Below are 25,681 nucleotides of genomic sequence, written 5' to 3' on the forward strand. Positions count from 1 at the left end.
CATGACCCAGGCGGCCTCTGCGGCTGTCGCCCAGTCGTTTCTGACCGTTCAGGTCGGCGATGAGCGCTTCGCCCTTCCGACATCCGATGTGGCCGAAGTGATCCGTCCCCCGGCCGTGACCCGCGTCCCCCTCGGGCCCTCAAGCCTGCTCGGGGTAGCCAATCTGCGAGGTGCGGTGATGCCTGTGGTGTCGCTGCATCGCCTTCTCGGAGGCGAGGCTAGCCCCTCGTCGCATGCGCGCGTCGTGGTGATCGACCGCGGCACCCCGGTCGGCCTCATGATCGACAGAGTGACCTCGCTTGGAGAAGCGGGTGTCGCTTCCTCAGACTCGGCTGCCGATGACAGCATGGGCACGCCTGCGCGGATGATCGATCTGGATACGCTGCTGGCCAAAGACTTCGGCAGCTTCACCCGCCGGGCTCAGCACCGGCAGGCTCAAGCTGCGACCGACGGGCGGGATCGAACGGCTGCGGAGCAAAACCAGGTTGCGCTGGTGTGCTTTGCCGTGGCCGGGCAGGATTTCGCCCTGCCCCTCACCTCCGTTCGCGAGGTGGTGGCCCTGCCGGATGGTGTCGCCGTCGTCCCGCAGACGGACTCTGTCATGCTGGGTGTAACGTCCCTGCGCGGGCAGCTGCTGCCGCTGGTCTCCCTGCGCGCGCTCCTCGGGCTCCGGGCTGGCGGGCAGGGCGGTGAGCGATCCCGCGTGGTGGTGGCACGGATCGGCCAAGGGCTCGTGGGACTTGTCATCGATGGCATGAAGGAAATCCTTCGCCTTCCTGACAGCGCCATCGATCCTGTGCCGGCCATCCTGACACGGGGGAATGCGGAGGCTCAGATCCAGGGCATCTGCCGTCTCGAAGGCGGACGGAGGCTGGTCTCGGTGCTGTCCACAAACCACCTGTTCAGGGATCAGGCGCTGATCGAGCAGATCACATCGCAAGCGGGGAAGAACCACGACATGGACACAGCGGATGGTCCATCAAAGGGCGATGAGCAGTTCATCGTGTTCCAACTCGGCGGCGAGGAATACGGGCTGCCCATCGGGGTTGTCGATGAAGTGGTGCGCGTGCCCGACACGCTGACACGGCTGCCTAGGGCTCCCGCTTTCATCGAAGGCGTCATGAACCTGCGGGGCCGCGTCATTCCCGTGATCGATCAGCGGCGGCGCTTCAGGTTCGAGGGCCACGGAGAACGGCGGCGCGAGCGCGTCGTCGTCGTCAGGATCGACCAGATGCAGGCCGGCTTCGTCGTCGATACCGTGTCGGAGGTTCTCAGCATTCCCCAAAGCCAGCTTCGCCCGACTCCCGATCTCGCCGCGGACGGGAGCCAGGTCATCGACCGCATCGCCAATATCGAGGTCGAGGGAAGAATGATCCTCCTGCTCGATCCACGCGAGTTGCTGGACAGGGCGGAGAAGGATCTGCTCGCAGCCATGGGCCAGAGCGACCCGGAGCGGCCCGCTTCGTGATCCGGCTGCTCATCGTCGACGATTCTCCTCTGATGCGACGTCTCCTTGGCGGGGTGTTTACTGCCGAAGGCGATTTCGAGATCGCCTTTGCCCGTAACGGTGTTGAGGCACTGGAGCAATTGCAGGCATTCAAGCCGCACGTGATCACGCTTGATGTGCACATGCCCGAGATGGATGGCCTTGCCTGCCTCGACCGGATCATGCTGGAGCGCCCCTGTCCGGTGGTGATGATCTCATCCCTCACGGAGGCAGGCGCAGGCGTGACTCTTGAGGCCTTCGCGCTCGGAGCCGTCGATTTCATCACCAAGCCTGACCGAGCCATCTCGTTGGAAATGGAGACGCTCGCCCCCAAGCTCGTCGAGACGGTGCGCGCCGCGTCGCGGGCTCGTCTGCCCAGCAGTCTGAGACTGGCCGAGCGGGTGCGGCTGCGCAGCGGCTTGGGGCAGGCACCTTCTGTTCAGGCGCCACGCCGGCGCGCGCCGGTCTCGGCGCCGAGGCGACGGATCAAGGCTGCGCCAGCTCACGGTCTTGTTCTGATCGGTGTCTCCACCGGAGGTCCTCCGGCGCTCGATACGGTGCTGTCACGGCTGCCGGCCGACTTTCCGTGGCCGATTGTGGTGGCACAGCACATGCCAGGCTCATTCACCGGTCCCTTGGCCCGGCGGCTCGACAAGCTGTGCGCTCTCACCGTGATGGAGGCTGCCCTGCCGATGCAGCTTGCACCCGGACATGTTTATATCGGCAAGGGCGATGCCGACGTCATTGTCAGCGTTCGGGCGGACGGTCCCGTGGTGCTGGCCGCACCCACGCTGCCGGAGCACCGTTGGCATCCGAGCGTCGATCGGCTGGTGGACAGCGCCATGCAGCATTTCGCCCCCGAGCGCCTGCTCGGGGTGCTGATGACCGGCATGGGCAGCGATGGAGCCGAGGCTATGGCGCGGCTGAAAGGGCAGGGTGGCCGCACCATCGCCGAGGCGGAAGAGAGCGCGGTCGTGTGGGGCATGCCCGGCGAACTGGTTCGACGCGGCGGCGCGGGGGTCATTGCGCCCCTGGAGGAGATTGCCGACCGGATCATGGATATGGTGGAGCGCTCATGAGCAGGCCGCGCAAGGCCCAGGCGCTCACGGCCGACGAGATCCGCCGCCTCGGCGTGTTCCTCCACCATCGCACCGGCATGATTTTCGGTGAGGCCAAGCGGTACTACATCGAGAGGCGCATCGCAGATCGCATGGCTGCGACGGGGATGCGCACGTTCAACGCCTACTTCGCGCATGTCGAAGCCGACCGCCGCGAGGTCGAGCAGCTGATCAATATCTTCACGGTGAACGAGACCTACTTTTACCGCGAGGAGCATCAGCTCCGCTGCCTGAGCCGCTCACTCCTGCCGGGGATCATCCAGGACAGGGAGCCCGGCGATCTCGTGCGGATCTGGTCCGTGCCATGTTCGACTGGTGAGGAGCCCTATTCCATCGCCATATGGCTGCTTGAGAATTGGCCGCTGGTCGATGCCTATCATATCGAGATCGTCGGCTCGGATATCGACACGCAGGTTCTGCTGGACGCTCAGGCGGGAGATTATGGCGAACGTGCCCTTTCGCGTTTGCCTCCCGACGTGGTCGAGCGCTATTTTGAACCATCTCACGATGGACAGCGCAGTCTGATCCAGGATTTGCGTGAATCGGTGAAGTTCACATCGGCCAATCTCGTCGATCCAGCGTCCGTTGCGGCGCAGGGACAATTCGACGTCATCTTCTGCCGCAACGTTCTCATCTATTTCGACGATTCCTCCCGCCTTCTCGCGGTCGACAATCTCTATAGGTCCCTGCATCCGGGAGGCTACATCTGTCTCGGCCATACTGAGTCGATGACCCGGATCTCGAAGCGTTTCAGCCTTCGCCGCTTCGAAGATGCGATCGTCTATCAACGGCCTGGGAGCGACCGCGATGGATGATCTTCTTCAGCATTTCATCGTCGAGGCCCACGAACTGATCCAGCAGGCGACGGACGACCTTTTGGTCCTGGAGCGCAACCCCCAGGCGACTGCGCCCATGGACAGCGCCTTTCGTGCCGTCCACACCCTCAAGGGATCGGTCGGCCTCTTCGACTTCGCCCCGATGGGAATTGCCCTGCATGCGGCCGAGGACCTGCTGGGCGCTCTCAGGGAGAGGCGGGCCGGTATCGACAGCCAGATAATTGACAGCCTGCTCGCCTGCATCGCTCAGGCCGAGCGGTGGGTTGCCGTGATCGAGCAGACAGGACAGTTGCCGTCGGACGCTGCGGAGGAAGGCTACCGCCTGGCACGGGCTCTGCGCTCGCAGCTCGATGAGGATCCTGCACAAGCCGCAGATCCGGTCCCCCAGGCCGATCTTGGCTGGATTGAGGAGCTAATGGCACAGGGCCGTGATCCGGCCGCCCTGAGGGCGCAGGATCGTCCTCTGGTGGCGATCCGTTACACGCCGCGTGCCGATTGCTTCTTTGCCGGCGATGACCCAATGGCTCTCCTGCGCTCGGTTCCCGATCTCGTGGCCGTCCGCCTCTCGGCCCGGGACCCGTGGCCGCCTGCGGCTGAGATCGACCCTTTCTCCTGTAATCTGAGGATCGAAGCGCTCTCCGGCGCTGAACTCGACAGGGTCAAGGCTGTCTTCCGGTTTGTGCCGGATCAGGTGACCCTTCACGAGATCGCCGCAACGGCTCAGGAACAGGGCTCCGATATGGCGCTCGCCAACGGAGCCACCGGCATCGCGCCGGGAGCCGCAGGTCGACCGGGCGCACGGATGCTTCGCGTGGACGCCTCGCGGATCGACCGGCTGGCGGATCTTGTCGGTGAGATGGTCATCGCCAAGAATGCGCTGGCGCATCTGGCGGGACAATTCGACGAGGGGCTGGACCGGAAGCATGCTTCGCAGGGCCTGCTTGCGAGCCAAGCCGCCATAGAACGCCTCGTGGCCGAACTGCATGGGGCCGTGATGGATGTTCGCATGATGCCCATGCGGGACATCTTCCGACGCTTTCCCAAGGCCGTACGCGATCTCGCAGGCCAACTGGACAGAGCCATCGACTTCTCCATCGACGGAGAGGAGGTCGAGGCCGACAAGGCCGTGGTGGAAGGCCTCTTCGAGCCTCTGCTGCATATCCTGCGTAACGCGGTCGGCCATGGCGCCGAACCTGAGCGTTTCCGTCTGGAGGCCGGGAAACCGGCAAAAACCAGGATCGTGCTCAGGGCCTCTCGCGATGGCGATCGCGTCAAGGTCGAAGTCGAGGATGATGGGCGCGGCATTGATCCGGCGGCAATCCGGGAGGCGGCGCGCAAACGCGGCATCGCTTCAGCGGATGACCTCGACCGCATGAGCGATTCGGAGGTCATCGACCTGATCTTTGCTCCAGGCTTCTCGACCGCCTCGGAGGTGACCGACCTGTCGGGCCGGGGGGTCGGTATGGATGCCGTTCGTTCCGCGGTCGAGCGCCTGGGCGGGCAGGCCGGCGTTCGAAGTCGGCCTGGTCATGGCACGACGATCCGCCTGTCTCTGCCGTTGACCATTGTCATGACGAAGGTCATGGCCGTCCGGCTGGGCCGCGAGCTCTACGGCATTCCCCTCGACGGGATCATCGAGACTGCCTTCGTGCCGGCCTCGCGGGTCCTTCCCGTTCGAGACGCGGAGGCCTTCGTCTGGCGTGACAGGACGCTTCCTCTGGTGAGGCTTGTCGATCTCTTAGGGATACGGCCCCCAGTGGAGTCCCCTCAGCGCCTGAAGGTCGTGGTCATGGCAGCGGGTGACGACTTGGTCGGGGTCGTGGTGGATGGATTTGCCGAGCGGATGGACGTTCTGATGCGGCCCATGACCGGCATTCTCGCGGGCATGCCGGGCGTGATGGGGACAACCCTGCTTGGCGATGGCAGCGTCCTCATGATTCTCAATATCCCGGAGCTGATCGGATGAGCGTGCGGCTGGACGGCAATGTCATCATCCTGGAAGGATCATGCCGGGTCGAGGATGCGGAGCCGCTGCTCGGCTGGCTTCAGGCCGACAGGGGACGGATGGTCGATCTGGCGGGTGCCGAACATCTCCACGCTGCCGTTCTCCAGGTTCTGATGGCTCTGCGGCCGTCTATGCGGGGAATGGCCGGGGATGCCTTTCTTCGAGACTGGATCGCTCCGGCTTTGATGGGAAAAACCCCTCCTGAATCAGGCCGTCAGGGAGGCTGAAACGTTGTCATTCTCCCGGTATACTCTAAAAGGGACTTACAGCCTTCTCCTCCTAGGCGGTCCGGCTATCCCGGGAAGTCTATCCCCAGCGGAGTATCTGAGTGGTGACAACGGTTCTGATCGTCGACGATAGCAAGCTTGCGCGCATCGTCGCAGCCAAGGCTCTGGCCGCTCTCCAGCCTGAGTGGGACAGAGTCGAGGCCGGCAATGCCCAGGAAGCCCTCGCCATCCTGGGCGAGCGGAAGATCGACGTGGCCATGGTCGACTTCAACATGCCGGAGAAGGATGGGCTCGAATTGGCTACAGAGATCCGCTCCAGCCATCCGACGATGCCGATCGCGATCATTACGGCCAACATTCAGGACGAGGTGATCGCTCGGGCGCGCGAGGTGAACGCCACTTTCGTCAGCAAGCCTCTGACGGAAGAGGGATTGAGAGGGTTCATTTCCGGAGCAGCCCTGCGCCTGCGGTCGAGTGCGGCGTAACAAGTGTCAGTCCGGAAGAATCCAGCGACGTATGACGGCCGAGGTTTGAGATGAGCATGTCAACGATCTCGGAAGTGCTCAACGAGCTGGAGCTTGATGCTCTGACGGAACTCGTGAACATCGGTGTCAGCCGTGCCGCCTTCAGCCTCCGCGAGATGATCGGTGAGCAGGTTCATCTGTCCGTGCCGGCCGTCGATCTTGTGCATCGTACGCAGGCTATTGAAATCCTCAATGGACGCGAGGCCGGTCCGCTCGTAGCGGTCCATCAAGTCTTCGAGGGTGACATCACGGGGCGCGCCCTGCTGATCTTTCCCGAGACCAAAAGCCTTGAACTCGTCAGAGCGGTCACAGGTGGCGAACTTTCCCTCGAAGACATCATTGAGCTGGAGCAGGAGGCGCTGGCCGAGACCGGCAACATTTTGCTGAACGGCTGCCTGGGCACGATCGCCAACATGCTCCAGCGCAGCCTGAGGATGTCTCTGCCGGAGATCATCCGGGGGAAGGGGCAGGAACTCTTCAGCCTTGCGCCTCCACCCGAGGCTGCCGACGTGGTGATGTTCCTCTACATCAACTTCACGGTCCGGCAACGGGATATCAGCGGCTACATCGTCATGCTGATGGATATTCCTTCCCTGACCGTGCTCAAGAACCTGCTCGGCGAGTTTATCGAGCGGACGACCGATGGCATGGCATCCTGATCATATGCATCAGCTTGATGATAAACTCCTACTTACGGTCTTCGACGCCGTAGATACGGGCCTGATCGTGCTCGATGGCAGCATGCGGGTGGTCGCTTGGAACGCGTGGTTCGCCTCGGCCAGTGGGGTCTCCTGTCAGGAGGCTACTGGTCGACAGTTGGATGAACTGTTTCCGGGAGCGGTTTCGCCCAGACTCAAATCCGCTATCACGGACACATTGGAAGCAGGCTCCTCAAGGCTCCTGACCCATTCCCTGCACCCTTTCCTCCTGCCGCTGCAGACCCGCTCCGGGAAACAGCTCATCCACAACGTCTCCGTGCGCCCGCTGGGAACGCCGCCCGATCTCCGATGCCTCGTGCAAATCGTCGATGTGACAGTTGCGGTCCAACGCGAACAGGTCCTGCGCGAGCGGCAGAACGCCCGTTACGATGCCGTGGTGAACAGCGCTCCAGACGCGATTCTCACCCTCGATGCTCAAGGCGTCATCCAGCTCGCCAATCCCGCAGCCGCACGGGAATTCGGGTATGCTCTGCGCGAACTCATCGGCTTGGAGATGACTGCACTTCTGAACGTGCCGGAGGCATGGAATGTGCTCTGGACAAGTGTCCTGGCAGGAAACGTCATGCACCGTCCCCTGCAGGTCACAGCCAAGCGCAGGGACGGATCGATCAGTTTCATGGAGGTTTCTGCCGCGCGCTGGCAGAGCGATACGCGCGTTTTCGTGACGGCCATTCTCCGCGATGTGAATGAGCGCCGGGCGGCCGAGGAAGCGCTGCGGCACCTGAACCAGACCCTGGAAGAGCGTGTCGAAGAACGGACACAGGAGCTTCTGAGAGCCGAAGAGCAGCTTCGCCAGGCTCAGAAGATGGAGGCGGTCGGGCAATTGACAGGTGGTATTGCCCACGACTTCAACAATCTCCTCGCGGGCATCGTCGGCTCTCTCGATCTGATGCAGACCCGTATTGCGCAAGGACGTACAGAACACGTTGGGCGCTATGCCAAGGCCGCGATGAACTCGGCGCAGCGGGCCGCCGCGCTCACCCACCGACTGCTCGCCTTCGCACGCCGGCAGCCGCTTGATCCGAAGCCGGTCAATGCCAACCAACTCATCGCCTCCATGGAGGATCTGCTCCGCCGCACCATTGGTCCGTTGCATGCCCTGGAGATCGTAAACGCTGGCGGTCTCTGGACGACCCTGTGCGATCCCAACCAGCTTGAGAGCGCCATCCTGAACCTTGCGATCAATGCGCGCGATGCCATGCCGGATGGTGGCAAGCTCACGATCGAGACGGCGAATGCCTCTCTCGACGACGCCTATGCGGCAGCTCACCTTGACGTCGCGCCGGGACAGTACGTGGCGATCTGCATCACGGATACCGGCACGGGCATGCCGCCGGATCTGATCGAGCGCGTCTTCGAGCCCTTTTTCACCACAAAGCCCATAGGCCAGGGCACTGGGCTTGGGCTCTCAATGGTCTATGGCTTTGCCAAACAATCCGAAGGGCATGTCAAAATCTATTCGGAGGAGGGACAGGGCACAACGATCAGAATCTACCTGCCGCGGCACCGCGGCGCCGCCCAGGAGGAGCCGTCCCCGGCTTCCCATGCCGAGGTCCCTCGGGCAGAGGCGGGCGAGACGGTGCTGGTGGTCGAGGATGAGCCCGTCATCCGCAACCTGATCGTCGAAGTGCTCCAGGATCTGGGCTACCGTGCCCTCGAAGCGCCTGACGGTCCCGCAGGTCTCAAGATCCTGCAGTCGCGGCAACACATCGATCTGCTCGTCACGGATGTCGGTTTGCCCGGTATCAATGGGCGACAACTCGCCGATGCCGCGCGAGAGACGCGACCCCACCTGAAGGTGCTTTTCATCACCGGCTATGCCGAGAATGCCACACTGGCAAACGGCTTCCTTAATCCGGGGATGGAGATGATCACTAAGCCCTTTGCGGTTGAAGCTTTAGCAAATCGCATCCGGAATATTATCCAGGGCACGAGGTAAGTGAACCTGTTTCCTCAGAAATTTGGCGATCCTGCCTTAGACTTGAGAATCCGGTGCCGGCACGCTCGGGTCGTCGGTCGTTTGGCTGCTTAAGCCTCAGGTCCGTACCTTGCCGTTAATAGACAGGCCGTACGCTCTTGCCAGATCCGATAGTTTAGTCGGCCGCAACTGGCGGAGTTGTGACAGGTCAGACGGCCATACTGGGGATAGTTACCCAAGTTGTCTTGTGAGTGCCTGAGGAATTCAGACACGTACTCAACCTGCCCCAGGCTTGCGGACAAGCCGCAATCCTGTGGCGAAATGGGTCTGATCAGAATCTTCCCGATTGACGTGTTCGACTGACCTGGCCCAACGACTAGCTCGCGGCCTGCTTCACGAAGCGGTCTTCAAACGTTGCAGAGAGATCAACCTTGGCATCTTTCAGCTCAGGGTCGAGCTGCTTCAGCATATCCATGACGCTCTTCATGCCATCGGGCGGGACAATGCCGTCACGCGAATAGCTCTCGAGAGAATTCTGCACAGCCTTGAGGTACAATGGGCGATCGCCGAGATGGTACTCTGGCGGAACTGTTGCGGCGACATCCTCCGGCTTCGCTGTCTGGAGCCATTTGAGCGACTTCATGAAGGCGTTCACGAGGCGCTGGGTCGTCACTGGGTTGGCGTCGATGAAGTCCTTCTTGGTGTAGAGGGTTGCTGCCGGGTTCGAGCCGCCGAAGAGCGCCCGCGTTCCAGCCTCTGTGCGCGTGTCGATCAGGATCATGATATCTCCTTCCGACTCGAGCTTGGAAATGACTGGATCGAGATGTGAGATCACGTCGATCTCACCCTTCTGCATGGCGGCAACGGCGCTCGCACCGGAGCCGACGCCGATGAAGGCGGCGTCAGTTGGCTTCAGCCCCGCCTTCACCATGGCATATTGTGCGGTCAGCGCGGTGGAGGATCCCGGGGCTGTCACGCCAATCTTGAGACCCTTGAAATCGGCCGCGGATTTGATCTGCCCAGCTTTGTCTTTCTTTGCTGCGATCACGATGGCTGGAAATCGGCCTAGTTCGGTGATGGCGCGAACATCCTGACCTTTGGCTTGCATGCGAATGGTATGTTCATAGGCCCCGGTGACGATGTCGACGGAGCCGCCGATCAGGGCCTGGAGCGACTTGGCGCCGCCGCCGAAATCGTTGATCTCCACCTCGAGCCCTTCTTCCTTGAAGAACCCCTTCCGTTCAGCAATGGTCAGCGGAAGGTAATAAAGTAGCGGTTTGCCGCCCACACCCAGCGTGACCTTGCTCTTTTCCGGCTTCGCCTGTGCGAAGGCGCTGCGACTCAGCCCGGTGGACAGAGCAACAGCGCCCGTCCCAATGAGAAATGTACGGCGTTCCATCCTCGTTCTCCCTGCTTCGATGCAGATTGTGGACGAGAAGGATTGCTTAACCTTGCCCGTTTGTCGATGGGGCAGGGCGCCAGACCAGGAGGCGCCTCTCGATAAGAGTGACCACGTAGTCAATGAGAATGACGAAGATCGACAGGATTACCATGCCGGCGAAGACTCCGGTGACGTCGAACACGCTCTCGGCCTCATGGATCTTATAGCCGAGCCCTGCGGAGGAGCCGAGATACTCACCCACGACCGCGCCGACGAGGGCGAACCCCACAGAGGTGTGCAGGGAAGAGAACATCCATGTCAGCGCTGCCGGCCAATAGACGTGCCGCAGCAGCTGACGCTCGTTCATGCCGAGCATCCTGGCATTCGCCAGCACGACCGGGCTCACCTCGCGCACGCCCTGGTACACGTTGAAGAAGACAATGAAGAAGACCAGCGTGAAGCCAAGAGCCACCTTTGACCAGATCCCAAGGCCGAACCAGAGGGCAAAAATCGGCGCGAGCACCACCCGCGGCAGCGCGTTTGCCGCCTTGATATAGGGGTCAAACACGGCAGCCAGGAGTTCGCGGCGGGCGAACAGGAAGCCGAACAGGATCCCCCCGCCTGCACCGAAGGCGAAAGCCAGAATAGTCTCCACAAGCGTGATCCAGAGATGCCGCCATATCTCGCCGGAAGCGAACTCCTTCCAGACCCTCGTCAGCACGTCGAGAGGAGTCGAGAAGAAGAACTGGGTCTGACGCGTCGGCGCGAGAATGGGGTAGGCGGTCAAGACATGCCAGAGCAACAGGAAGCCAAGGCCTACGGCAACCTGGAGGAGAATGAGCTTCAAGCGGTTCATGAGGAGGCTCCCTCTCCCTGTGCGTAGGCCTTCTGCACCTCGGTGCGAAGGCTCGCCCAGATCTCCTTGTGAATGTGATGGAAGGCGGGTTCGAGCCGCACCTCCGCGATGTCGCGCGGGCGCGGCAGCGGCACGGGAAACTCCCCGATGATACCGGCCGCAGGGCCGGCCGACATCACCACCACCCTGTCGGCGAGGGCAATCGCCTCCTCGAGGTCGTGCGTGACGAAGAGAACGGCCTTGCGATTGGCTGCCCAGAGCTCCAGCAGCAGGTTGCCCATGATCTGCCGGGTCTGGGCATCCAGCGGGCCGAAAGGCTCGTCCATCAGAAGGATCTCAGGATCGCGGATCAGCATCTGTGCCAAGGCGACCCGCTTTCGTTGGCCGCCTGAAAGCATATGCGGGTAGCGGTCGACGAAGGCAGCAAGCCCGACCCGTCGCAGCCAGTCCCGGGCTTTCGCCTCGGCCTCCTTTCGGGAAACGCCCTTGGGCTCCAGGGCGACGGCCACGTTCTGGAGGGCTGTCTTCCAGGGCATCAGGGCGTCCTGCTGAAAGAGATAACCCGCACGGCCGTTGAGGCCATGCAGGCGCGCACCGAAGATCTCGACCTCGCCATAGGACGGCTTAAGCAGCCCCGCGGCTGCGTTGAGCAGGGTAGATTTTCCGCATCCGGTCGGCCCGACGATCGCGATGAATTCCCCAGGGGATGCTGTAAGGTCAATATTCTGAACGGCCGTGTAGCCACCCACTTTTGGCCCGAAGGTGATGGCCACGCTGCGGAGCGAAACGGCTGCGGTACTCGGTGATGCAGGCATGAGAGTTGATCGTTCCCTGCGCCTGTGAGCGGCGCTTCGAGCTATCCTAATGGCTCAGCCTTCCATAGCAAGAGCAGGGCAGATCCTTGATCAAGCTGACAAGGACCTTACAGCATCAGCAGGCGACACCGCAGGCTTAAGTCGAGGCATACGCCATAGCGGCGTGTCAGCCCCGACTGACGTCACCCAGTAATTCGATGAATGCCAGGCCCGCGTCTGCAGACGTTTGACCATCTTGGTCGGCGAGAACACGCGCGCGGCCTTAGTCCTTAGGATCTACAAGAGTCGCGCGCAGCAACGGTAGATCACGCTCCGACAGGGAGAACGAAACCTGCAAGGGTGACATCAGTGTGATGGTGACCAGTCCACCCCCGGTCAGATCGGAGCCGAGCACGACATGACCCTTGCTATCCTGCACGGTGCCGTGATCCTGATGTGCTCCAGCTTCAGGGAATAACCCAGAGCAGACCTACTAATCTCGTGAGAGAAACCCTCAATCGTTGGAGAACCACTTCGAGTGCAGTGGTTCTCCAACGTGCTCCCGCCTTACGGCAGTCGCATGGAGATCTTTTAGCGGACTCTAAAGGAAAGCCGTCGACAGCCCCGGGATCATGGCGATGACGAGGAGTCCCACGAAGAGCGCTCCAATGTATGGCCAGATGGCACCCATCGCTTCATCCGGAGAGACGTTGCCGATCTTGCAGGCAATATAGAAGCCGATGCCGATGGGCGGCGCCATTAGGCCCACATTCATGGCCGTCACGACGACCATGGAATAATGGATGTCATTAATTCCGAGGTTCTTCGCAATTGGGAACATAATAGGCGCCATCAGCACGATGGCCGGCAGGCCCTCGAGCACGCAGCCGAGCACCATGAAGACTGCGATCGTCACCAGCATGTAGGTCACCCAGCCGCCCGGCAGGTCGGTGACGATCGCCGCCATCTTGAAGGCGAAGCCGGTCTGGGTCAGCGCCCAAGCCATGGCCGAGGCGGTGCCAAGGATGATCAGAATCGCGCCTGAGAGAGCCGCTGTTTCGACCAGCATGTCGTAGATCTTGCCGGGGCGGATGCCACCGTAGAGTACCATGCCGATGATCAGGGCGTAGAGCACGGCAATAGTTGAAACTTCAGTCGCTGTTGCCACGCCGCCGCCGACAGCGCTCCGGATCAGGAATGGCAGCACGAGTGCTGGGCCGGCGACCGCAAGCGCCTTGCCTACAGTTCGTAGGGGAGCGCGCCGGATGCCATCCATAACCTCGCCGCGTGCCTTCCAGCGCGCGAGGATGGCGAGAACGAGGAGGAGCACCATTGCGATAACAAAACCGGAGGTGAACAGACCTGCGATGGAGACGCCCGCCACCGAGCCGAGAACGATAAGGACAATCGACGGCGGCACCGTGTCGGCCATGGCGGCACCGGTCGCCAGCAGCGCAATCATCTCCTTCGGCTTGTGGCCGCGACGCTTCATCTCAGGGAAGAGGGCCGGTGCGACCGTGGCCATGTCGGATACCTTGGAACCGGAAATGCCGGAGACCAGGAAGAGCGAACCGAGGAGCACATAGGACATACCCGCCTTCACGTGGCCGAGCAGAGACGCGAGAAACTCAACGATAGCCCGACCCATGCCGGTCGCGTCGAGGATGCAGCCCAGGAACACAAAGATGGGAACTGACAGGAGGATGAGGCTGGACATGCCCTCGTCGATGCGCCCGATCATCACCATCGTCGGCACGGAACTGGTGAAGGTCAGGAAAGTGAAGGCACCGAGGCCGAAGCAGAAGGCGATCGGCACGCCTATGACAAGGAAGAACGCAACGAAGCCGACCAGGAAGATGAGGATGTTGATGTTGCCCAGCGACGGCAGGGACGGGGAGGCGAGCCACAGCAACCCACCGACGGCCAAGATCACGGCCGCCGCCATGGAGATTTCCGAAGCTCTGGCTGCCCGCACTGTTTCCCTGAGCGCCAGGAGCGCCATCAAACCAATGCCGACTGGAAGAGCGGCCACGCGCCAACTCATGGGGATGTTGAGCGCGGCCGAGGTGATATAGGATTCCTCAATCACATACTCGATAGCAGGCGAGAGCATTCCGACCAGAAACACTGCGACGAGAAGCGGTCCCAATGCGCCGAAGAAGCCGCGCAGTCTTTCCGGGAGCATGTGGAGGAACAGGGTCAGGCGGAGGTGCTCGTTGCGGTCGATGGCGATGACTGCGCCAAGCATGGCCAGCCAGAGGAAGCAGAAGGCAGCCGCCTCATCGATCCAGACGATCGGCAGAGAGAGCACGTAGCGTGAGGTCACGCCCATCAGGAGCAGGACGATGATCACCACCAAGATGCCGGAGGCGATCATCTCGATGGGCTTAAGGAGCGCCGACCCGCTTTTCAGGCCGGTCGGCATGTCCTCGATCTCGCCGACGCCGATGCTCTCTGTTGCCACGGTCATTGTCTCCTCCGTTGTCTCTGAATGTTCTTGGCGTTCTTGTTCTTTGTTGTTGTGATTGCTTGCCGTCAGGGGAGATTTTCCCTGAAGACCACTTCGATGCGCATGGGATCAGCTAGGTTGCCGATCTTGTGCCCCTCCCTTAGGTCACGGAACAGGGCTGCGCATTTGGCGATGGTGTCTTCGGCGCTCTGGGTGATGACAGCATCCATCGTGCCGTCGAGAAGGAATTCGCGGGTGTCGCTGGTCAGGCCATGGCCGACGAACACCACGTCCCTCTCACGCCGCGCATCCTTCAGCGCGCGCCCGATGCCTGATGCGCCGCCGCCAATGTTGTAGATCCCATCCAAGTCCGGGTGGTGAGACAGGAGTGCCCTCATCTGCCGGTAGTTGAGCGCCTCGTCGTCATGCCCCTCACGCAGCCCGACCACTTCGATGTCGGGGTAGAGCTCCTGTAAGATATCGAGGAAGCCCATCTCGCGCTCTCCGTGAGCACGGTAGCTGAGGCTGCCCGCGATCATGGCGACCTTGGCAGGGTGCTTGCTGATGAAGCGGGCAAGAAGATAGCCCGCCATGCGCCCGGCCGCCCGGTTGTCGAGGCCGAAATAAGCCATCCGCCCCGGGCTTGCCACATCGGAGATCAAGGTCACCACAGGCTTTCCTGCTGCGGCGATGCGGGTGACGGCCTCGCGCACGACGGGATGTTCGATAGCCATGAACGCGATACCGTCCGCATGCTTGGCATGGCGGCGCAGGGCCTTGGCGAGCAGATCGGGATTGAAGCTGTCGATGTATTCTACCGTGGGCTTGATCGAGAAGCGCTCCAGTTGCGGCGCCGTCTCGGTGATCATGCGGCCGAGCATGGTGATGTAGCGGTTGGTGCCCTGGGGGAGGATGAACGAAATTTGGGTGAGAGGTCTCACATCCCGCGCCCGCTCGTCGCTCTCGTCAACATATCCAAGCTCCGCAGCGGCCTTCATGACACGCTTGACCGTTGCAGCCTTAACCCCCTGCCGGCCGTTCAGAACCCGGTCGACGGTGGCTGTCGAAACATCGGCAAGCCGTGCGATGTCCACGATGGTGGCGCGTCGGCTGAGGGGATGGGTATCGACCAGAATGCTCATATGATTACATCAAAAAACATCAAAACTTTGATTTGACCACATCATCAATATGACTGATTTTCTCATTCGGGAAGAGCAAAACCATCTTTTCGGGAGAAAATTACGCCATGACCATCAGCAGAAGGACACTTCTCAAAGGCCTCGGGGCTGCTCCGGCTGCCATCAGCCTTTTCTCGATTCCGCGCTATGCTCACGCTGCCGAGATCACCCTGCGATACGGCAACAACCTACCCCTCAGCCATCCCCTCAATATCCGCGCAAAGGAAGCTGCTGATCGGATCGCCAAGGAGACGAACGGGCGTGTCGAGATGCTGATCTTCCCAGCCAATCAGCTCGGCGGCGATACGGATATGCTCTCCCAAGTGCGCAACGGCGCTCTGACCTTCTTCACCCCGTCGGCACTGGTGATCGCAACCCTTGTTCCCGTCGCGGCGATCAATGCCGTGGGCTTCGCGTTCAAGGATTACAACCAAGTTTGGGCCGCCATGGATGGCCCCGTTGGGGCCTTCGTGCGCAAGGCGATTGCCGACTCCCGGCTGCACGCGCTTGAAACCATGTGGGACAACGGCTTCCGCCAGATGACCACGAGCGGTGCGCCGATCCAGAGCGCGGACTCGATGAAGGGGCTGAAGATCCGCGTGCCCGTGAGCCCGATCAGCATCTCCATGTTCTCCGGCCTCGGCGCGGCGCCGGCCAGCCTGCAGTTCAGCGAGGTCTACACCGCCCTCCAGACCAAGGTGGTCGACGCGCAGGAGAACCCGCTCCCGATCATTCAGGTCGCGAAGCTCTATGAAGTGCAGTCCTCCTGCGCGCTCACGAATCATATCTGGGACGGCTACTGGTTCATCGCGAATGGCCGCCAGTGGGCAGGCATGCCTGCGGACGTGCAGGAGGTCGTCTCGCGCGCTATTAACGAGGCGGGCTTGAAGCAACGCGAGGACATCAAGACTCTCAACGAATCGGTGCAGACCGATCTGCAGAGCAAGGGATTGTCCTTCAATCAATGCGACACGGATAGCTTCCGGGCGAAACTGCGCGAAGCCGGCTTCTACAAGGAGTGGAAGCAGAAGTTCGGCCCAGAGGCCTGGGGGCATCTCGAGAGCGTCGTCGGAACGCTCGCCTGACGAACGCCGTGCGATCCGATGGCTTACATCGGATTTTCCTCTTCATCGGGCGCGGTTCAAATGGCTGCGCCCTCATTAGACTTGCAGGTAGGATATGAGCCGATTTCTCGGGGAGATCAGGCAGGCTGGCTATGTTGTCGACGACATCGAGGCAGCCATGGATTATTGGTCGCGTGTTCTCGGCGTGGGACCATTCTTCTACAAGGAGCAGGTGCCGATCGAGAACTACACATACAGAGGCGAGACTTATCGACCGCATAATTCTGTGGCTTTGGCCAATTCCGGTTCTCTCCAGATCGAACTCATCCAAACCCGCAACGATGCGCCGTCCATGTACCGCGATTTCAAGCAGGCCGGTCATCGGGGCCTGCAGCATGTCGCCTACTGGACGGACAATTACGATGCCGATCTGGAACGGTTGATGAAGCAGGGTTTCGCTCCCGTCATGAGCGGCGAGGTAGGCGAGCGCGGCCGCTTCGTCTATTTCGACACCGAATATCATCCGGGCACCGTGATCGAGTTGTCGGAGGTGGCCGGGCCAAAGGGAAAGATGTTTCAGCTGATCAGGGAAGCTTCGGAAGGCTGGGATGGACGCGACCCGGTCCGGCCGTTCCCTGATCTCTCCCGGCTTTGAGGTCTGCCATGCCGGATGCATTCTATGAGGCGATCTATCTTGTTGAAACGCCTCTGCCGCTTGAGGCAGTGGCCGAGGTGATGGCTGGCGAGCAATCCTGCGGAACCTTCACTCGGGTGGAAGGTGAGACCGACGAGTTGCGGGAGCGCGCTCGCGCGGATGTCGTCGCGATCCGTGACCTGGGCGAGGTTGCGCAGCCCTCCCTTCGCAGCTCTTGGCTTGACCGCAAGAGCCTATCGGCGTCCCCGCACCTTGGCGAGGTGGTCGTGCGGTTTCCGGTCGCGAATGTAGGGGTCAATCTGTCGACGCTTGCCGCGACTGTGGCTGGCAATCTCTTCGATCTCGGCGAGGTGACTGGCCTGCGGCTCCAGTCCCTCAAGCTGCCTGGCACCTATCGAAAACAGTATCCATTGCCGCAGCATGGCATTGATGGAACGCGACGCTTGACGGGCGTCGCTCACGGCGCACTGATCGGATCGATCATCAAGCCGAATGTCGGACTACGTTCCGAGGAGATTGCCTCGTTGGTGGAGCGCCTGTGCTCTGCTGGGCTCGACTTCATCAAGGACGATGAAATCGCCTCTAATCCCACCCATGCGCCACTGTCTACCCGTGTTCCAGCCGTGATGGCCGCCGTGCGCCGACACCAGGATCGAACCGGCAAGCATGTCATGGTCGCCTTTAATATCACCGACGAGACGGACGCCATGCGCCGTCATGCGGATCTGGTGGCAAAGGAAGGGGGAAGCTGCGTCATGGCCAGTCTGAACTGGTGCGGCTTCTCGGGTATCGAGACCCTGAGGCGCAGCAGCGATCTGGTGGTCCATGGCCACCGAAACGGCTATGGCGCGCTCTCGCGACATCCCGCGCTCGGGATCGGTTTTCAAGCCTACCAGACGCTCTGGCGCCTAGCCGGCGTCGACCACATGCATGTGCACGGCCTCGGGGGAAAATTCGCGCAGGCCGACGAGGAGGTAGTGGAGAGCGCAAAAGATTGTTTGGAATCGCTCTGCGACGTGGACGACCGGGTCATGCCAGCCTTCTCTTCCGGTCAATGGGCGGGAACGGTGGAGCAGACCTATCGCGCCGTGAACACGTCTGACCTTCTTTTCATGGCAGGCGGTGGAGTGATGGCCCACCCGGGCGGTCCTGCAGAAGGGGTAGCGAGCATTCGTGAAGCCTGGCGAGCCGTGGAAGCGGGAGAAAGCATCGACAGCGCGCGTGCCAGGCATCGCTCGCTTTCGGATGCCTTCAGCTTCTTCGGCAAGCCTTAGAGGGGCGGAGGTCATCGTGACCCCGTCCTATGGCTGGTACGGAGACGATTTCACCGGAGCAACGGATACGCTCGCGACAGTGGCGCGGCGCGGTCGCCGCGCGTTCCTCTTCCTGCGCGTGCCTGATCCGCAGCGGCTGGCTCAGGTCGGAGACTTGGATGCCATAGGCATTGCAGGCGCTGCGCGTGCGATGGAGCCGGACGAGATGCAGGCCGAGCTCGCGCCCGTTGGCGCATTCTTCCGCAATCTCGGCGTTCGCATCCTGCATTACAAGTGCTGCTCGACCTTCGACAGTGCTCCGGCGCGCGGGAACATCGCGGTGGCAGCCGCGATCCTGCATGAGTATGTCGCGCACAAAACCGTCGCCATTGTCGGCGGTCAGCCATCGCTCGGTCGCTACTGCGCCTTTTCCAATCTTTTCGCGTCATTCGGCACCGATGGAGGTGTGTTCCGGCTCGACCGTCACCCAACCATGAGCCGCCATCCGGCAACACCGATGACCGAGGCAGATCTTCGGCAGCATCTTGCCACCCTCGGCATGCCCGGAGTGGAGGCGATTCACTGGCCTCTGCTGATTGGGGACACGGAGTCCCTCGCCGCCGAATGGAAGCGACTGTCGGGCGTGGCGCCGGCGGTGCTGCTCGACGCGTGCGACACGCAGCATGTCGACACCATCGGTCACTTGCTCCGAACCGAAAGCCAGCGGCATCCGCTGTTGGCGGTGGGCTCTAGCAGCGTCGCACAAGCTTTCTTCGAGGAAGGGCAGCCGCTGGCGAATTCTCTGCCGACGCCGGCAGATGGGCCTGTGCTTGCATTTGTGGGAAGCCTTTCTCCGACAACGAGGATGCAGGTAGCAGCCACACGGTCCTACACGCGCCTGAATGTGGATCCTGCCAGCATCCTGTCGAGTTCAGGTGCGCGCGAGCGGATCATCGAAAGTGCCGCTGCTGCGTTGGCTCGAGGCGAGCACGTCATGCTCTCGACGGCCCCTGAGACCGGCGATGCTCCGCATTCCTTGGCTGGCGATCTCGCAACTGCCAGCGCCTCTCTCGTCGAAGAGGTTCTCAAGCGTCGTCCGATCCGGCGGCTGGCGATTGCCGGGGGCGACACGTCGAGCCGGATCGTCGGTCATCTCGGCTATTGGGGGCTTGGCTATCATAGCCGGATCAGCAACGGGGTCACCGTCAGCCTCGCGCGGAGCGATGACTCATCGCGCGATGGGATGCTCGTGATGCTCAAAGGAGGCCAGATGGGACACGAGCAGCTGTTCGAGTCATTCCTGGACAACAAAACCGCTTCGTGAGCAAGAGCGCACAGTCGCATTCCTTGGCCGGTTGAGGTGAGAGCGTCTGCAACTGGCACTACTCCGAAGTAACTTGGTTGTCAGCTTTGGTCGCGCGTACCGGACGTTCCGAAGGAGCAAGGGAACTGCCGTGCCTGACCCAAAGCCGACCTCCGCCAGCTTGAGGACGTCTGTACGAGCCGTTCCGATGTCTAAGATTTCATTCCCGTAGGAGAGAATGGATTAAAGGATTATCATCGCATGAACCCAAGGGGTTCATGCTGTGTACCAATCTGGGGACGGCGCTACCGTATTCGACATCCAGATTGACGCTGCCGAGGCAGCGAGCCGTCGTGCTGACACCGAACCCTCGATCGTTTTTCCCGACAAGGACATACTCTTTACTGCCCAATTCAAGAGATCCGGAGCTGATCTCCTGCTCGCAAGCCAGGAGACAACGGCAGTGATCCTGGGCTATTTCAGGGACGAGCGGCGCCTGAGCATCATGACTCCTGAAGGTGCGAGCCTCACAGGTGCCACCATCGAGACGCTGGCGGGCCCTGATCATTCAGATCAGTATGCGCAGGTGAGCAATGCACCGCCAACCCGAACGACGATCGGTCGTGTCGAGAAAGTATCCGGTTCCGCAACCGTGTTGCGGAACGGCGTTTCGGTCGAGTTGCGCCTCGGCGACATGGTAGCTAAAGGCGACGTCGTGCAGACGGGAGCGGATTCCTCGCTGACGATCAAATTCAACGACGGAACAGTCTTTAGCCTATCTTCCAGCGCCCGCATGGTGCTGAACGATATGGTGTACGACGCAGATTCAAATGCGAACTCGGCCCTGTTCACCCTCATCCAAGGCGTAATCGGCTTCGTCGCCGGGCGGGTAGCCAAGTCCGGCGACCTCAAGGTGGATACCCCAGTCGCGACCATGGCGATCAGAGGTACGGCCGTCCAGACCGAAATCGCAGCATTCAGCGGAACCACGAAGTTCTCGCTTTTGACCGAGCCGGATGGAACCGTGGGCTCGTTTGTCCTTCTGGATAAGAACAACCCGGCCCGTGTGATCACGTCGCTGTCGGATGCCCGCGTTACGACTCTCTTGACGCCCGTCCCCGGCTCCGACCCGCGCATCACACAGATTGCGAAGACCGCTGATGACATCCGCGGCGAGAACGCGTTCGCGCGGGAAATATTCCAGTTCTATTCTACTGAGAACCGCCAGCCCAGGGGCAGCAGTGATTTCGACGACGCGCCTATCATTCCCGTGAACCTGCCTCAGCGGGTCGATCTGCCAGACTCAAGGCAATTTGCCATCACACCAGTTGTCCAGGAGCGTGTCGCGGAGCGTGACATTGTTCTTCCATCCGTCACGATAGTACCGGCGCCGATCCGCGGCTCGGCTTTTGAGGACGGGCCACTGGCACGGCTCAGCGCACTGATGGACGCGGCCACACCGGCTGGCACGACCTTGCCTCTTGTAATCGTCCCAGCTTTCTTGCCTCCTGGCGTGCGATATCTCGATGGAGCACGGAGTTTCTCTCTGGACCCATCGCATCCGGCCTATCAGCACCTGGGTGAGGGAGAGACCGAGACGGTCAGGGTCGACTACAATCTGCTGGTCGATGGTGCCATTCGGGTTCCGGCGTCGATCTCGTGGATCGTTGCTGGCCGAAACGATGCTCCCACTGCAACGGGCGATCGCATTATTGGCGCAAGCGAGGCTGGTGTCAGGGTCTTGACGGTGCTTGCAAACGACCGCGACATCGACGGCGATCCACTCAACGTTATCCGCTGGACGAGCCCGCTCGAAGGCTCCGTCTTCCGCAACTCCTCCGGCGAGTTGGTATTCGACCCTGGCGACGATTTCCACGCTCTCAGCGCCGGTGAAACTGCGACGGTGTCCTTCGCCTATACGGTCTCCGACGGCAACGGAGGAGCCGATACTGCAAACATCACGGTGCAAGTCCGCGGCACCGGGACGTTTACGTCTCCTGACCAAGCAACTTCGAGCAGCGGCATCCTCGACTATAACGATCAGCCCGTCTCTCTTACCATCGAGGCGCCCTCCGCCACCACGGCTGCAAATGCCGATCTCAGGCTGAGTGTCAACCTCGGGACGTTCCTGCAGCCGCAGATGAACATCCTTTACCTCATCGACATCTCGGGCAGCACGTCGGAACAATTCAGCGGGGCGTCTGTCGGCGATCTTAACAGCGACGGACGTGCCAATACCATCCTGGATGCAGAGATTGCCGGTCTCATCGCGCTGACGGAGCGTGTGAGAGGGATCGGCTTTTCGCCTGCCGATCTCACGGTCACGATCATCCCATTCAACGGCAGCGCCGATCCTGCCGATCCTACGGGTGGAGGCATTGTGAATGCGGAGACGTTCAGCCTTGGTCAAACCGGGGAGGATATGATCGCGAACTACCTGGGAGGGCTCAGCTCTAATGGATTGACGAATTTCACCAACGCCTTGCGAGCGGCCAACGATCGTTTGCGGATCTTGGATCAGGGGAATGAGAAAAACTTTCTCTACTTTCTTTCGGATGGCAGAGGACAGGGCGCAATTGATGATGAGCTTGCAACGCTAAACAACGTATATGGCACGAAAATCACGGCTCTCGGCGTCGGCGAGGGCGCGAACCTCTCTCAGCTGAATGAAATCGACAACACGGGCGGAGCATCGCTGCTGATTTCATCAGACCAGATCGACATCTCTGTCCTCGGATCGCCAGTTTCTGGTGGGGCGGTCACCGATGTCGATCTCTTTGTGAACGGCATGGAGATCGTCGGGATTGGCCCCGAGGATTTCGTCTCTACGCCGACTGGGCTTGCCCTAGACACTTCGATCGGAGGGTTGAGGCGGCTCGTGGGGGAGGGGAATACGGTGTCGGCCGTTGTCAGGTTCGCGAGTGAGGAGGTCTTGGCGGCAGAGTTGACCATTGCAGGCGCCTTACCCCGTTCCACAGATCAAATCCTGTGAGGGGATCATGCATCTGCCGACGATCCTGTCCGGTCCCTTTCCTCACGGTCTGACCCGATGGGAGGCGCGATCCCATCGTGACGACCAGGGTGCGAAGTTCATCGCAGCTTATGCCCACACCCCACCGGAGCGAGGGCTGTGACCGCTCTCCTGAAGAGGATGCACCGCTTCGGGATCGGGCGGATCGTCGGCCTCCTGCTTCTCGTCGGACTGCTCGCCTTGCGGATCTGGGATCCTGGACCTATCGAAGCTCTCCGTCAGCGATCGTTTGACATCTACCAGCTGATGCATCCGCGTGCCGTGCGCCAGGATCTTGTCACCGTCATAGACATCGACGAGAAGAGCCTGCGGGCATTGGGCCAATGGCCTTGGCCACGCACTGTCATGGCCGAGATGCTCTCAAGGATCGTCAAACAAGGTGGCACTGTCATTGGCTTCGACGTCCTCTTTCCCGAGCCGGACCGAAGCTCACCAGAGGTCGCCGCCGAGACATTCCGGGGGTTGGACAACGCAACACGGGAAAGGCTCCTGCGCCTGCCCGGCAACGACGCCGTCTTCGCGGACGCCATTCGGGTGTCGAAGGTGGTGCTTGGGCAGTCGGGGTATCGCGTCTCCGGCACGGCGCCAATCGAGCGGCCGACTACCCAGACGGGGATCGCGATCATCGGGTCCGACCCGCGTCCTTTCCTCGTCGACTTTCCGCATCTCCTGCGCAATCTTCCCATCCTTGACGAGGCCGCTCAGGGCCAGGGTATCTTTTCTATTATTCCTGAACAGGATGGCACTGTCCGCCGTGTCCCGGTAGTGGCGGTCGCAGATGGTACCGTTGTTCCGTCTCTTTCCCTTGAGATGCTGCGGGTCGCCACCAGATCGGGAGCCATCCTGATCAAGTCGGACGCAAGCGGCGTCCAGAGCGTCGGTGTTGATGATCTTGAAATTCCGACGGACGGCAAAGGCCGGGTGTGGATCCATTTCTCTTCCCCCAATCCTGGGAGGTATGTTTCCGCCATCGACCTCCTGCAGGGCAGGGTGCCCACGGACCGCCTCGTGGGCAAGATGGTGTTGATCGGGACCTCCGCCGCTGGCCTTCTCGATCTCAAGGTCACTCCAGTTCACCCGGCGCTGCCAGGGGTCGAGTTGCATGCCCAACTTCTGGAAAGCGCCCTCACGGGAGAGACTCTGAGCCGGCCGACCTACACGGCCTCCGTCGAGATCGTGCTTGCGATGCTGCTGAGCCTGACCCTGGTCACACTGGTGCCTCGGGTGAATGCCGGAATTCTTTTCGTACTTGGGGGGGCCACCGCCGCCATAACTTTGGGCGTGTCCTGGTTCTGCTTCTCTTTTCTCGATCTCCTGATCGACTACACCTTCCCACTGATCTCCAGCCTACTCGTCTACGCTGTTCTGGTGTTCACGAATTACGTGACCGTTTCCGCGGACCGCTATCGGATCAGGTCAGCGTTCAGCCAGTATCTCTCACCCGATCTCGTCGAACAACTGGCGCAATCACCCGAAAAATTGACCCTCGGCGGAGAGCAGCGTGTGCTGACCGTCCTCTTCTCGGACATTCGGGGCTTCACGACGATTTCCGAGTTGTACAAGGACGATCCGAAGGGTTTGACGACCCTTATCAATCGGCTCTTTACTCCGCTGACCAAGGACATCATGGAGCGCCGCGGGACAATCGATAAATACATGGGCGATGCCATCATGGCTTTCTGGAACGCCCCGCTCGACGATCCGCGTCATGAGATGAATGCGTGCGAGGCCGCGTGCGCGATGCTTGACAGTCTCAAAGTGCTGAACGAACAACGCCAGCGTGAAGCCGATCAGCCGGTTCCGCCGCTCAGGATCGGAATTGGTCTCAATACCGGCCTCTGTGCCGTCGGCAACTTTGGATCCGATCTGCACTTCAACTACTCGGCCCTGGGAGACACGGTCAATCTGGCGTCCCGCCTTGAGGGAATGACAAAGCACTACGGTGTTCCCATCATCATCGGCGAGCGGACCGCGCAGGCAGTTCTGACCCATTTCGCCGTTCTCGAAATCGACCATCTGCAGGTCAGAGGAAAACGGGAGCTGGAGAGGATCTTCACTGTTCTAGGGCGTGCCGATGTGGCCACGGGCCGTGACTTCGCGGAACTGAACGAACGGAACGGCATGATGCTGACCGCCTATCGATGCCGCGAGTGGTCCCAGGCGCTCGAGATGATCCTTCTCTGTCGAGAGTTAGGCAAGAAGTTCGGCCTCGATGACTATTTCGAGCTTTACATTCAGCGGATCCGCCACCTGATCGACACACCGGCATCATCCAGCTAACTCCTGTCTCAGGAAGGGAGGGGAGGCCATGCGGCATTGGTCGTTCTGAGCGGTAGTTTCCTCCCCGTCTCGCGAGCTTTCACAATGGGCACTGACTCGGTGGTCGGTCCAACGGGAAGATCCGTCGATGGCTAATCGGTATCGGCTTACTGTGGAGCAATGAAGGCGTTTATACCGAGATGCGTCCGAGTCCGGCCGCCTATGGCTCGCGGATGACACGCCGCAAATCGTGAATGCTACGAGGCGATTCAACTTCCTTGAGCAGGCACTATCAGGCTCAAGGCCAAGGAAGCTGGTGTGTTCGTAGTGAGTTCCTGAACCGGTGCAGGTGGCGCCGCTAGGGGCCTTGCTGGGACCACTCAGACGAGCGCTGCGGATAGCGCAATGCCAACAATAGCTTAGAGCGGAATAATGGCGGAGAGGGGGAGATTCGAACTCCCGATACGGTTGCCCGTATGCCGCATTTCGAGTGCGGTGCATTCAACCACTCTGCCACCTCTCCGGGGTGCGAAGGCCGTCAGGCCCGCTGGTTGAGGCGGGGTGGATATCATGGGCTTCTTCAGTAGACGTGCAAGCGGCTGAGGCGTGCCGGACGCGCCGC

At 61.1% G+C, this 25,681-nt stretch carries 20 protein-coding genes and 1 tRNA gene; 15 read left to right on the plus strand and 6 right to left on the minus strand.

What is annotated here, in order from left to right; translation table 11 throughout:
• The first annotated feature begins 1 nt into the window (after window position 1).
• From JQC81_RS05055 to JQC81_RS05090, 8 genes are all read left to right on the plus strand, one after another.
• On the plus strand, window positions 2-1,468 hold the full coding sequence (locus tag JQC81_RS05055) for a chemotaxis protein CheW (protein ID WP_203270704.1): 1,467 nt from the start codon (window positions 2-4) through the stop codon (window positions 1,466-1,468).
• A complete protein-coding gene (gene cheB / locus JQC81_RS05060; protein WP_203270706.1) occupies window positions 1,465-2,565 on the plus strand; it encodes a chemotaxis-specific protein-glutamate methyltransferase CheB in 1,101 nt (366 codons plus the stop codon). The genes JQC81_RS05055 and cheB overlap by 4 nt, the downstream gene beginning before the upstream one ends.
• On the plus strand, window positions 2,562-3,419 hold the full coding sequence (locus JQC81_RS05065; RefSeq protein ID WP_203270708.1) for a CheR family methyltransferase: 858 nt from the start codon (window positions 2,562-2,564) through the stop codon (window positions 3,417-3,419). The genes cheB and JQC81_RS05065 overlap by 4 nt, the downstream gene beginning before the upstream one ends.
• Window positions 3,412-5,406, plus strand: coding sequence for a chemotaxis protein CheA (locus JQC81_RS05070; protein ID WP_203270710.1), 1,995 nt, complete (start codon window positions 3,412-3,414; stop codon window positions 5,404-5,406). The genes JQC81_RS05065 and JQC81_RS05070 overlap by 8 nt, the downstream gene beginning before the upstream one ends.
• Window positions 5,403-5,672, plus strand: a complete 270-nt coding sequence (locus JQC81_RS05075) for a hypothetical protein (RefSeq protein ID WP_203270718.1) — start codon at window positions 5,403-5,405, stop codon at window positions 5,670-5,672. The genes JQC81_RS05070 and JQC81_RS05075 overlap by 4 nt, the downstream gene beginning before the upstream one ends.
• Window positions 5,673-5,773: 101 nt before the next feature.
• Window positions 5,774-6,157 carry a response regulator transcription factor gene (locus tag JQC81_RS05080; protein ID WP_203270720.1) on the plus strand — a complete coding sequence of 128 codons (384 nt, stop codon included), beginning with the start codon at window positions 5,774-5,776 and terminating at the stop codon, window positions 6,155-6,157.
• 56 nt (window positions 6,158-6,213) lie between these two features.
• A complete protein-coding gene (locus JQC81_RS05085; RefSeq protein ID WP_203270722.1) occupies window positions 6,214-6,855 on the plus strand; it encodes a chemotaxis protein CheX in 642 nt (213 codons plus the stop codon).
• A 4-nt stretch (window positions 6,856-6,859) separates the two neighbouring features.
• On the plus strand, window positions 6,860-8,854 hold the full coding sequence (locus tag JQC81_RS05090) for a PAS domain S-box protein (protein ID WP_281400226.1): 1,995 nt from the start codon (window positions 6,860-6,862) through the stop codon (window positions 8,852-8,854).
• A gap of 355 nt (window positions 8,855-9,209) precedes the next feature.
• On the opposite strand, the gene JQC81_RS05095 is transcribed toward JQC81_RS05090, so the two are convergent.
• The 5 genes from JQC81_RS05095 to JQC81_RS05115 form a co-directional block, all read right to left on the minus strand.
• On the minus strand, window positions 9,210-10,232 hold the full coding sequence (locus tag JQC81_RS05095) for an ABC transporter substrate-binding protein (protein WP_203270725.1): 1,023 nt from the start codon (window positions 10,230-10,232) through the stop codon (window positions 9,210-9,212).
• A gap of 46 nt (window positions 10,233-10,278) precedes the next feature.
• Window positions 10,279-11,070 (minus strand): ABC transporter permease, encoded by a 792-nt coding sequence (locus tag JQC81_RS05100; protein WP_203270726.1) that lies wholly within the window; start codon window positions 11,068-11,070, stop codon window positions 10,279-10,281.
• Complete coding sequence (locus JQC81_RS05105) at window positions 11,067-11,885, minus strand: ABC transporter ATP-binding protein (RefSeq protein ID WP_203270728.1); 819 nt, start codon at window positions 11,883-11,885, stop codon at window positions 11,067-11,069. The genes JQC81_RS05100 and JQC81_RS05105 overlap by 4 nt, the downstream gene beginning before the upstream one ends.
• A gap of 580 nt (window positions 11,886-12,465) precedes the next feature.
• Entirely contained in the window at window positions 12,466-14,334 is a 1,869-nt protein-coding gene (locus JQC81_RS05110; protein WP_203270730.1) for a TRAP transporter large permease subunit, read from the minus strand.
• A gap of 65 nt (window positions 14,335-14,399) precedes the next feature.
• Window positions 14,400-15,455 carry a LacI family DNA-binding transcriptional regulator gene (locus JQC81_RS05115; protein WP_203270732.1) on the minus strand — a complete coding sequence of 352 codons (1,056 nt, stop codon included), beginning with the start codon at window positions 15,453-15,455 and terminating at the stop codon, window positions 14,400-14,402.
• Between the two features lie 107 nt (window positions 15,456-15,562).
• Here JQC81_RS05115 and JQC81_RS05120 point away from each other — a divergent pair, with 107 nt between their 5' ends.
• The 7 genes from JQC81_RS05120 to JQC81_RS05145 all read left to right on the plus strand — a co-directional run bounded on the left by JQC81_RS05120 (window position 15,563) and on the right by JQC81_RS05145 (window position 25,080).
• Window positions 15,563-16,579 carry a TRAP transporter substrate-binding protein gene (locus JQC81_RS05120; RefSeq protein ID WP_203270734.1) on the plus strand — a complete coding sequence of 339 codons (1,017 nt, stop codon included), beginning with the start codon at window positions 15,563-15,565 and terminating at the stop codon, window positions 16,577-16,579.
• Window positions 16,580-16,673: 94 nt separating this feature from the next.
• Entirely contained in the window at window positions 16,674-17,213 is a 540-nt protein-coding gene (locus JQC81_RS05125; protein WP_203270736.1) for a VOC family protein, read from the plus strand.
• Between the two features lie 8 nt (window positions 17,214-17,221).
• Entirely contained in the window at window positions 17,222-18,487 is a 1,266-nt protein-coding gene (locus tag JQC81_RS05130) for a ribulose-bisphosphate carboxylase large subunit family protein (RefSeq protein ID WP_203270738.1), read from the plus strand.
• Between the two features lie 16 nt (window positions 18,488-18,503).
• The gene (locus JQC81_RS05135; protein WP_312887476.1) at window positions 18,504-19,790 is read left to right on the plus strand and encodes a four-carbon acid sugar kinase family protein; all 1,287 of its coding nucleotides are present in this window, start codon (window positions 18,504-18,506) and stop codon (window positions 19,788-19,790) included.
• 262 nt (window positions 19,791-20,052) lie between these two features.
• Complete coding sequence (locus JQC81_RS05140; protein ID WP_203270744.1) at window positions 20,053-22,761, plus strand: Ig-like domain-containing protein; 2,709 nt, start codon at window positions 20,053-20,055, stop codon at window positions 22,759-22,761.
• A 7-nt stretch (window positions 22,762-22,768) separates the two neighbouring features.
• Entirely contained in the window at window positions 22,769-22,903 is a 135-nt protein-coding gene (locus tag JQC81_RS33765; protein WP_281400227.1) for a hypothetical protein, read from the plus strand.
• A complete protein-coding gene (locus JQC81_RS05145; RefSeq protein WP_312887477.1) occupies window positions 22,900-25,080 on the plus strand; it encodes a CHASE2 domain-containing protein in 2,181 nt (726 codons plus the stop codon). Before JQC81_RS33765 ends, JQC81_RS05145 begins: the two co-directional genes overlap by 4 nt.
• A gap of 412 nt (window positions 25,081-25,492) precedes the next feature.
• Here JQC81_RS05145 and JQC81_RS05150 read toward each other — a convergent pair.
• Window positions 25,493-25,582 (minus strand) — tRNA-Ser (locus JQC81_RS05150).
• Window positions 25,583-25,681 lie beyond the last annotated feature (99 nt).

Origin of the sequence: Microvirga arabica, assembly GCF_016811235.1 — a bacterium.
Classification (GTDB): domain Bacteria; phylum Pseudomonadota; class Alphaproteobacteria; order Rhizobiales; family Beijerinckiaceae; genus Microvirga; species Microvirga arabica.

Coding starts and splice junctions, on each gene's coding strand:
- JQC81_RS05055 (WP_203270704.1), top strand. CDS start 2: ATGACCCAGGCGGCCTCTGCGGCTGTCGCCCAGTCGTTTCTGACCGTT.
- JQC81_RS05100 (WP_203270726.1), bottom strand. CDS start 11,070: ATGAACCGCTTGAAGCTCATTCTCCTCCAGGTTGCCGTAGGCCTTGGC.
- JQC81_RS05110 (WP_203270730.1), bottom strand. CDS start 14,334: ATGACCGTGGCAACAGAGAGCATCGGCGTCGGCGAGATCGAGGACATG.
- JQC81_RS05090 (WP_281400226.1), top strand. CDS start 6,860: ATGCATCAGCTTGATGATAAACTCCTACTTACGGTCTTCGACGCCGTA.
- JQC81_RS05075 (WP_203270718.1), top strand. CDS start 5,403: ATGAGCGTGCGGCTGGACGGCAATGTCATCATCCTGGAAGGATCATGC.
- JQC81_RS05120 (WP_203270734.1), top strand. CDS start 15,563: ATGACCATCAGCAGAAGGACACTTCTCAAAGGCCTCGGGGCTGCTCCG.
- JQC81_RS05130 (WP_203270738.1), top strand. CDS start 17,222: ATGCCGGATGCATTCTATGAGGCGATCTATCTTGTTGAAACGCCTCTG.
- JQC81_RS33765 (WP_281400227.1), top strand. CDS start 22,769: ATGCATCTGCCGACGATCCTGTCCGGTCCCTTTCCTCACGGTCTGACC.
- JQC81_RS05095 (WP_203270725.1), bottom strand. CDS start 10,232: ATGGAACGCCGTACATTTCTCATTGGGACGGGCGCTGTTGCTCTGTCC.
- JQC81_RS05115 (WP_203270732.1), bottom strand. CDS start 15,455: ATGAGCATTCTGGTCGATACCCATCCCCTCAGCCGACGCGCCACCATC.
- JQC81_RS05105 (WP_203270728.1), bottom strand. CDS start 11,885: ATGCCTGCATCACCGAGTACCGCAGCCGTTTCGCTCCGCAGCGTGGCC.
- JQC81_RS05070 (WP_203270710.1), top strand. CDS start 3,412: ATGGATGATCTTCTTCAGCATTTCATCGTCGAGGCCCACGAACTGATC.
- JQC81_RS05065 (WP_203270708.1), top strand. CDS start 2,562: ATGAGCAGGCCGCGCAAGGCCCAGGCGCTCACGGCCGACGAGATCCGC.
- JQC81_RS05125 (WP_203270736.1), top strand. CDS start 16,674: ATGAGCCGATTTCTCGGGGAGATCAGGCAGGCTGGCTATGTTGTCGAC.
- JQC81_RS05085 (WP_203270722.1), top strand. CDS start 6,214: ATGTCAACGATCTCGGAAGTGCTCAACGAGCTGGAGCTTGATGCTCTG.